Origin of the sequence: Micromonospora sp. NPDC049060, from assembly GCF_040649055.1 — a bacterium.
GTDB classification, from domain to species: Bacteria; Actinomycetota; Actinomycetes; order Mycobacteriales; family Micromonosporaceae; genus Micromonospora; species Micromonospora reichwaldensis.
Window position 1 is genome coordinate 1 of sequence record NZ_JBEZEV010000148.1, and the last position, 7,686, is coordinate 7,686.

Annotated in this window: 7 protein-coding genes; 4 read left to right on the forward strand and 3 right to left on the reverse strand. The window is 74.3% G+C overall.

What is annotated here, in order from left to right:
- The first annotated feature begins 357 nt into the window (after positions 1-357).
- Positions 358-1,797, forward strand: a complete 1,440-nt coding sequence (locus AB0B83_RS29545; protein ID WP_357580916.1) for a hypothetical protein — start codon at positions 358-360, stop codon at positions 1,795-1,797.
- Between the two features lie 109 nt (positions 1,798-1,906).
- On the opposite strand, the gene AB0B83_RS29550 is transcribed toward AB0B83_RS29545, so the two are convergent.
- Positions 1,907-3,628 (reverse strand): acyl-CoA dehydrogenase family protein, encoded by a 1,722-nt coding sequence (locus tag AB0B83_RS29550; protein ID WP_357580917.1) that lies wholly within the window; start codon positions 3,626-3,628, stop codon positions 1,907-1,909.
- A gap of 26 nt (positions 3,629-3,654) precedes the next feature.
- Positions 3,655-4,209 (reverse strand): PadR family transcriptional regulator, encoded by a 555-nt coding sequence (locus AB0B83_RS29555; protein WP_357580918.1) that lies wholly within the window; start codon positions 4,207-4,209, stop codon positions 3,655-3,657.
- A gap of 98 nt (positions 4,210-4,307) precedes the next feature.
- On the opposite strand from AB0B83_RS29555, the gene AB0B83_RS29560 reads away from it, so the two are divergent.
- The 3 genes from AB0B83_RS29560 to AB0B83_RS29570 are packed head-to-tail and all read left to right on the forward strand — an operon-like array spanning position 4,308 to position 6,546.
- Positions 4,308-5,033 (forward strand): GntR family transcriptional regulator, encoded by a 726-nt coding sequence (locus AB0B83_RS29560; protein ID WP_357580919.1) that lies wholly within the window; start codon positions 4,308-4,310, stop codon positions 5,031-5,033.
- Positions 5,030-5,881 carry a sterol desaturase family protein gene (locus AB0B83_RS29565; RefSeq protein ID WP_357580920.1) on the forward strand — a complete coding sequence of 284 codons (852 nt, stop codon included), beginning with the start codon at positions 5,030-5,032 and terminating at the stop codon, positions 5,879-5,881. The genes AB0B83_RS29560 and AB0B83_RS29565 overlap by 4 nt, the downstream gene beginning before the upstream one ends.
- Positions 5,878-6,546, forward strand: coding sequence for a lysoplasmalogenase (locus AB0B83_RS29570; protein ID WP_357580921.1), 669 nt, complete (start codon positions 5,878-5,880; stop codon positions 6,544-6,546). Before AB0B83_RS29565 ends, AB0B83_RS29570 begins: the two co-directional genes overlap by 4 nt.
- Before the next feature lie 60 nt (positions 6,547-6,606).
- Here the strand turns inward: AB0B83_RS29570 and AB0B83_RS29575 are convergent, their stop codons facing one another.
- Positions 6,607-7,548: a hypothetical protein gene (locus AB0B83_RS29575; protein ID WP_357580922.1), complete on the reverse strand. Its 942-nt coding sequence runs from the start codon at positions 7,546-7,548 to the stop codon at positions 6,607-6,609.
- Between the last annotated feature and the right edge of the window lie 138 nt (positions 7,549-7,686).

The window sequence follows — 7,686 nt, forward strand, 5'->3', positions numbered from 1 at the left end:
GGGGGGCGGGGGGGGGGGCGGGGGGGGCCGGGCGCGCCCCTACGGCCCCCCTCCCCCGCCCCCCGCCGCGCCGCCCCCCGCGGCGGCCGCACGGCCGGTGGGCCGCCGCGCCCGGCGCTCAGCGCGACGGCCCACCGGTGCACACTCCCCCACCACCAGGAGGTGCACCATGAACCGGACACGCGCTCCCGGACGCGCACACCGAGCCCCGCGGACCACCCGGTCCCGCGGGGCCGTCGCATGTGGTCACCCTTTTCGCGGGGGCGTACGGCCGCGACGGTAGCGTGGCGCCTCAGCACGGCCCGTGGGGCGGCTCTCCCGCCGACGCGGCGCTCGCGATCGTACGGAGGAGGATGCATGTCCCACGGCGACGACCCGTTCGCGGCACGCGAGGACGCGGCCTCGCGGCCGAGCTTCGACCTCGCGCTGCGCGGCTACGACAAGCGGCAGGTGGACCGCTACGTCGAGCAGGTCGACGGCGAACGGTCGGCGCGGGCCGCGGAGCGGGAACGGGCCTCGGCCCAGCTGCGTGAGCTGACCGTCGAGGTGCACCGGCTGCGGGCGGAGGCGACCGAACTGCGGGACCGGCCGGCGCAGCCGGACCGGGCGTCCTTCCGCGACCTCGGTCCGATGGTCGACCAGATCCTGGCCCTGGCCGAGAAGCAGGCCGGGGCCATCACCGACGCCGCCGGGCAGCGGGCCGCCGAACTCGAGGCCGAGGCGGAGCGGGTGCTCGCCGAGGCCCGCGAGCAGGCCACCACGACGCTGCGGGAGCTGACGGAGGAGGCGGCCGCGCGACGCGAGGAGCACGACCGGGAACACGAGGAACGCCGCGCCAACGCCCAGGGCGAGCTGGCCAGGATCCGGGAGGCTGCGGAACGGCTGCGGGCGGCGGGCGAGGCGGCCCACGACCACGCGGTGCAGGAGGCGAAGCGGATCGACGAGCAGACCGCCCAGCAGGTCGAGCAGGCCCGCGTCGAGTCCGAGGCGTTCCTGGCCTCGGCCCGCGCCCAGATCCAGCAGGAGGTGCAGGCGGCGCGCGCGAAGACCCAGCAGGAGCTGGGCCAGTGGCAGGCCGGTGTGGAGCGCGAGATCAACGAGCGCCGGGCCGCCGCCGAGCAGGAGATCGCCGAGCAGCTCGCGTCCGCCGAGCGGGAGCTCGGCGCCCAGCGTACGGCGGCCGAGCAGGAGATCGCGACGCTGATCGCGGAGGCCCAGCAGTACGCGGCCAAGGTGCGCCAGCACGTGGACGAGCAGGCCGCGACCCACCAGCAGCAGCTCGCCGCGACGCAGCAGGGCATCCGGGACCGGCGGGAGGCGCTGGCACGGATGCAGTCCGAGCTGGACGCCGCCCAGCAGCAGCTGGCCCAGGCGCGGCAGGAGAGCGCGGGCGTCGAGCACGAGTTCGCCGAGGTGCAGCAGCGCCTCGCCGAGACCCGGCAGGAGCTGACCGACGAGCTGCGCCGCCTCGACGAGGCGCGCCGGGCCGCGGACTCCGCCGAGCAGCACGCCAAGGAGGTCCGCGCCCGGGTCAAGCGGGAGGCGAAGCGGGTCGCCGACCTGGCCGCGGCGGCGGTCATGGCGGCCGCCACGGGCGGCGCGGAGACCGCCGAGTACCCGCAGGTCGCGGCCCGGCCGAGGCCGGACCGCCCGGCGCCGGGGGCGGTGCGACCCGCCGACGACGCGACCCCGGAGGGCGGCGAGGACACGGCGGCGACCGCCCCCGGCGACGGCGGGCGGGCCCCGGCCGAGGCGACGGCGCCGCAGCCGGCGAACCAGGTGGTCACGGCCGGCTGACCCGGCGCCGGGTGGTGACGGCCGGCCGACCCCGGTGCCGGGTGGTGGCCGGCGGCGGCCGACCGTCCCGCGCCGGGAAGCCGGCGGTCGGCCGCCACGGCCCGCAGCGTCAGGGGCGCATCTCGTACGCGCCGCTGAGGGCCGCCACCCGCACCCACATCCGCGCCGTGCGCCCCGCGTCCGCCACGGGCCGGCGGACGTGCGCCAGCGCCCAGGCGGCCTGCTCCCCGGTGGTCGCCGCCCGGCCGTGCAGGTCGACGGCGTACGCGGAGAAGTCGCGGACCAGGACGTCGAAGATCTCGTCGAGCACGTCGCCGTCCAGGCCGGTCAGCTCGGCCTGCTCCAGGATCAGGTGGCCGTAGACGATCAGCGCGAAGAGCTGGCCGAGGGCGAGCAGGAAGTCGAGGTCACGCTGCTGCTCCTCGCTCGGGGCGTGGGCGGCCAGCAGCGCGCAGAAGCCGTCGGCCTGCTCGCGGAAGCGGGCCACGTTGGGCACCTCGGCGTGGGCGTCGTAGGCTGCGCGCCAGTCGTGGAACCGGATCGTGCCGAGGCCCCGGGCCGGGCCCTGTCGGAAGAGGAACTCGTCGTCCGCGGCGTCGTGCCGGGTCGGCACCGGCGGGTGCTCGGCCGGGTGGAACAGGTAGTTGGCCATGAACTTCATGATCAGTGTGAGGTTGACGTGCACCGTTCCTTCGAGCTTGGGCAGCCCGCGGATGTCCTTGGCGGCCTTGTCGAAGTAGGTGTCCGCCTCGAAGCCCTTGGCGGCGATGACGTCCCAGAGCAGGTCGACGACCCGCTCGCCCTCGGTGGTGACCTTCATCTTGGTCATCGGGTTGAACAGCAGGTAGCGGCGGTCGTCCGGGCCCGCCGAGCGGAAGTAGTCGACGGCGCGGTCGCTGAACAGCTTCATCGCGACCAGGCGCGCGTACGCGTCGGTCAACTCGCGCCGCACGTGCGGGAAGTCGGTGACCCGCCGGCCGTAGAGGACCCGGTTGTGGGCGTGGGTCACGGCCTCGTACATGGCGTGCTCGCAGATGCCGATCGAGGCGGTGCAGAGGTTGAACTTGCCCACGTTGACGGTGTTGAGCGCGGCGTCGAACGCGGCCCGCCCGGTGTGCAGCACGTCCTCGGGGCGCACCGGGTAGTCCTGGAGGCGGAACTCGCTGACGTACATCTGCGCGTTCACCACGTTGCGGACCAGGTGGTAGGCGGGGTGGCGGCTGTCGGCGGCGAAGAAGACGTAGCCGTCCGGTCCCTCGACGTCGGCGCGGCGGCCGAAGACGGAGACCAGTCCGGCGACGTTGCCGTTGCCGATGTAGTACTTGGCGCCGGTGGCGCGGAACCCGCCGTCGCCGTCGGGGGTGAGCACCATGTCGGTGGAGTAGATGTCCGCGCCGTGGGCGCGCTCGGAGAGGGCGAACGCCATCACGTGGCCGTCGGCGAGCAGCCCGGCGGCGCGGGCCCGCGCGGCGGCGTTGTCGCTCTGCCAGACCGGGCCGAGGCCGAGCACCGTGACCTGCCAGGTGTACCAGTAGCCGAGGCCGTAGAAGCCGAGGATCTCGCTGAGCGCGGCGTTGCGCGCGCTGTCCCAGCGCCTCGCCGGGTCCCCTCCCCCGTCGGCGGCCGGCGTGCAGAAGGCGGCAAACAGCCCCTCCTTCGCAGCGAAGTCCAGGAAGTCGGCGTACCACTCGTGCCGGTCGTAGGTGTCGAGCAGCGCCTTCTTGCCCCGACCCTCGAACCAGTCGACGGTGGCCCGCAGCAGCCGGCGGGAGGTGTCGTCGAGGTGGGTGGGGTCGTAGCTGTGCGGGTCGAGCAGGAGCGAGTCCGCCATGACGGGACTCCCTTCGGTGGGGTGGGTCAGTCGTCCAGGGTGCGCAGGGTGGTCAGCACGTCGTCGAGCCAGGCGAGCACCATCCGCTCGTACGCGATGCCGCCGCGCAGCACGACGTGCTGGAGCGCCGCCGCGGCGTCGGGCGCGGCGGGGTCGGGGAAGTCCCGTCGCTCGCCGGCCAGGTAGCGGGCGAGCGTCTCCTCGTGGGTGGCGCGGTAGCGCTCGACCTCGGCGACGAGCGCGGCGCGGCCGGCGGCGTCGTCGTCGAAGGCGGCCCCGCGGATCTTGACGGCCAGTTCGTGCCGGACCGCCTCGGGTTGGACGGGCGCGCGCAGCCAGTCCACAAGCGCGGCCCGGCCGGCCGGGGCCACCGAGAAGGACCGCTTGTCGGGGCGGCCCGCCTGGCCGATCTCCTCGGCGGTAACCCAGTCGTCGGCCTCCATCCGCTTCAGCACCCGGTAGATCTGCTGGTGGGTGGCCGTCCAGAAGCGGCCGATGGAGCGCTCGAAACGCCGGGCCAGCTCGTAGCCGGAGCCCGGCCGTTCGAGCAGGGAGACCAGGATCGCGTGTTCGAGCGCCATGCCCGCCATCCTGCTATGCAACTCGTTGCATAGCAAGAGCCGATCGGAGTGGTCCAACCAGTTGACGGGTTGATGTGGTCTGCCCCACACTCCACGGCATGACGTTCGCTCCCGTCCCCCGCTCCTCGGTCTCCGACCACGTCTTCGGCCAGATCCGCGACGCGATCGTCAGCGGCGTCTACCGCCCCGACGAGGCGCTGCCCGGCGAGCGGGAGCTGGCCGCCACCTTCGGGGTCAACCGGCACGCCGTGCGGGAGGCCCTGCGCCGCCTCCAGCAGCTCGGCCTGGTGCGGGTCAGCCAGGGCGGCGCCACCCGGGTGCTGGACTGGCGGGTGCACGCCGGGCTCGACCTCGCCCTGTCGCTCACCCGCTTCCACGACACCCTCCCGGTGGACACCCTGGTCCGCGACATGCTGGAGATGCGGGCCTGCATCGGCGTCGACGCGGCCCGGCTCTGCGCCGAGCGCGGCGACCCGGCGGTGCGCGCCGCGATCCTGCGGGCCGTCGAGGAGTACGCGGGCCTGGCGCCGGACCTCACCGGGATGGGCGAGGCCACCATCGTGCTCTGGCGGCACATCGTCGCCGGCTCCGGCAACACCGCCTACCTGCTGGCCTTCAACAGCCTCGTGGCCGGCGCGCTCGCCGTCGGCGAGGTGCCGCCGCAGCGGCGCGCCGCGGAACTGCTCGACGTCGCGGGCCACCGCCGGCTCGCCGACGCCGTCGTCACCGGCCGGTCCGCCGACGCCGCCCGCGAGGCACGGGCCCTGCTCACCGCACCTCTCACCACCCCCGCCGCAGCACCGAGAAGGGAAGCCCGGGCATGATCCCCGCCGTGCTCTACGCCGTACCGGCGTTCCTGCTCCTCATCGTCGTCGAGGCGCTCTCCTACCGGTTCGCCCCCGACGACGGCGAACGCGGGTACGAGCTGCGCGACACCGCCACCAGCCTGACCATGGGCGCCGGCAGCCAGGTCATCGGCGTGCCGTGGAAGCTGGCGACGGTCGGCCTCTACGCCGCCGCGTACACCCTCACGCCGATCCAGCTCTCCCCCACCAGCGTCTGGACGTGGGTGCTGCTCTTCTTCGCCGACGACCTCGCCTACTACTGGTTCCACCGCTCCCACCACGAGGTGCGGCTGCTCTGGGCCGGGCACGTGGTGCACCACTCCAGCGTCTTCTTCAACCTCTCCACGGCCCTGCGGCAGAGCTGGACCCCGATGACGTCCGTACCGTTCTGGCTGGGTCTGGCCCTGCTCGGCATCCCGCCCTGGATGATCTTCCTCCAGCAGTCGGTCAGCCTGCTGTACCAGTTCTTCCTGCACACCGAGCGGGTCGGCCGGCTGCCCCGGCCCGTCGAGTGGTTCTTCAACACGCCCTCGCACCACCGGGTCCACCATGGCGCCAACGCCGAGTACCTCGACCGCAACTACGGCGGCATCCTGATCGTCTGGGACCGGCTGTTCGGCACCTTCGAGCCCGAGCGGGCCACCGTCCGCTACGGCCTGACCAAGAACGTCGGCACGTACAACCCGCTGCGGGTGGCGACGCACGAGTACCGGGCGATCTGGGCCGACGCCCGGGCCGCCTCGTCCTGGCGACACCGCCTCGGCCACGTGTTCGGCCGGCCGGGCTGGCAGCCCACCCCGCAGGCGCAGCCGGCGGTGGCCCGATGATGATCCTCTGGCTGTTCGGCGTGGTGGCCGCCGTCGAGCTGATCGGCGTGGCGACCGACTCGACCCTCCTGCAGTGGCTGGCCAAGCCCCTGCTCGCGCCGGTGCTGCTGGTCCACCTGCTGCGGGCACGCCGACGCGTCGACCCCGTGGCCGTCGGGCTGGTCTTCGCCACCGGCGGCGACATCGCGCTGCTGGTCTCCGGCGACACGGCGTTCCTCGTCGGCATGGGCTGCTTCCTCGGCACCCAGGTGGCCCTCCTGACCGCCTTCCTGCGCCACCGGCGCCCGCCGGTCGTCGCGGTCGCCGCCTACCTCGCCTGCTGGGTGGCGGCCAACCTGGTGCTGTGGAACTCCCTCGGCCCGCTGCGGCTGCCGGTGCTCGGCTACAGCCTCGCGCTCAGCCTGATGGCCGCCGCCGCGGCCGGCGTCTCCCGGCGGGTGGCCCTGGGCGGTGGGCTGTTCCTGGTCTCCGACCTGCTGATCGGGATGGACGCCGCCGGCTCCCGGATCCCCGGCCACGGCCTGGCCGTGATGACCACCTACATCGCGGCCCTGCTGCTGATCACGACCGGCTGGCTGGCGGCGACCGCCGGGCGCGCCCGGCCCACGGCCGGCACCGGCAGCCTCGCGGGCGCCCCGGGGCCGGTGCCCGGCAACGCCCGTTGACCGAGCCGACGGCGCCCCGGGTCCATCCCGGACCGGGGGCGCCGTCGGTCGTCGCGCCGCTCAGTTGTACGGCATCGTCGGGAACCAGCCCACCCCGAAGATCGCGGGCACGCGCAGGTCCCAGTACACGACGGTGAAGACGCCCAGCGCGACCAGCAGCGCGCCGGTCACGGTCGCGGCGCGCCGCGGCGACGCCATCCAGGCGAGGAACCGGCCCCGGCTGGCCAGGATCAGGACCGCGAAGAGCGCCGCGACGATCAGCACGTTGCCCAGCGACTGGAGGGCGAAGGCGAGCGCGCCGTACGCCGGGTTGCCGGTGTCGACGGCCCAGTGGAACAGCTTGTTGAACAGCGGGTACGGCCGGCCGACCAGGAACCCCCCGACCAGGGCGCCCATGACGACGACCCGCGCCACCGGCCGGCGCGCGAAGACGTCGGGCAGCAGGCCGAGGGCCGCCAGCCCGAGATAGGTCAGCGCGAGGCCGATCAGGCCGAAGACCACCGACGACTGGATCAGGCGTACGGGCATCCCGCCGACGGTGTCGGTGGACAGCTGCGGCAGCCGCTCGCCGAGGAGCACCCCGAGCGCGCCGTAGGTCGCCGACACCGCCAGCATGCCGACCGTCAACCAGGCGACGGGCCGCAGCAGCGACCGTACGCCGTGGCGGTGCCCGGCCGCGCCGGCCTGGCTCATCGGGCCGACCGAGGCCGCCATCGCGATGTTGCAGGCGGTGAAGGTCCCGGCGAAGCCGGACACGAAGGCGAACAGCAGCCCCGCCGCGGTGCCGGTGATGGCGGTGCCCTTCGCGTCGTGGCCCAGCAGGGTGTCGGCGACGGTGTCACCGATCACCGAGTCCACCAGCTCGAACGACCAGAGCACGGCGAGCAGCACGCCCGCCGCGGCGCTGATCACCGCCGTCCGTCCGGGGCGGGCCACCCGCCGGGGTACGGATTCCGGCGGCACACCTCGCGGTGGGGCCTTCGGGCTGTGGTGCACGCTCATCGCCTCGCTCTCCTCTCTGCATGCGGGTCGGTCGGAACGAGGTCCCCGGTGGGAGGGGTGCTGACGGGGTTCGCCGTCATCGTCTCCGTCATCGCCGTCGGCTACGCGCTCGGCCGCGGCGGGGTGCTGGGGCCGGAG

Excerpts from the sequence above, each read along its gene's own strand:
- AB0B83_RS29545 (WP_357580916.1), top strand. The coding sequence starts at position 358 with ATGTCCCACGGCGACGACCCGTTCGCGGCACGCGAGGACGCGGCCTCG.
- AB0B83_RS29550 (WP_357580917.1), bottom strand. The coding sequence starts at position 3,628 with ATGGCGGACTCGCTCCTGCTCGACCCGCACAGCTACGACCCCACCCAC.
- AB0B83_RS29555 (WP_357580918.1), bottom strand. The coding sequence starts at position 4,209 with ATGGCGCTCGAACACGCGATCCTGGTCTCCCTGCTCGAACGGCCGGGC.
- AB0B83_RS29560 (WP_357580919.1), top strand. The coding sequence starts at position 4,308 with ATGACGTTCGCTCCCGTCCCCCGCTCCTCGGTCTCCGACCACGTCTTC.
- AB0B83_RS29565 (WP_357580920.1), top strand. The coding sequence starts at position 5,030 with ATGATCCCCGCCGTGCTCTACGCCGTACCGGCGTTCCTGCTCCTCATC.
- AB0B83_RS29570 (WP_357580921.1), top strand. The coding sequence starts at position 5,878 with ATGATGATCCTCTGGCTGTTCGGCGTGGTGGCCGCCGTCGAGCTGATC.
- AB0B83_RS29575 (WP_357580922.1), bottom strand. The coding sequence starts at position 7,548 with ATGAGCGTGCACCACAGCCCGAAGGCCCCACCGCGAGGTGTGCCGCCG.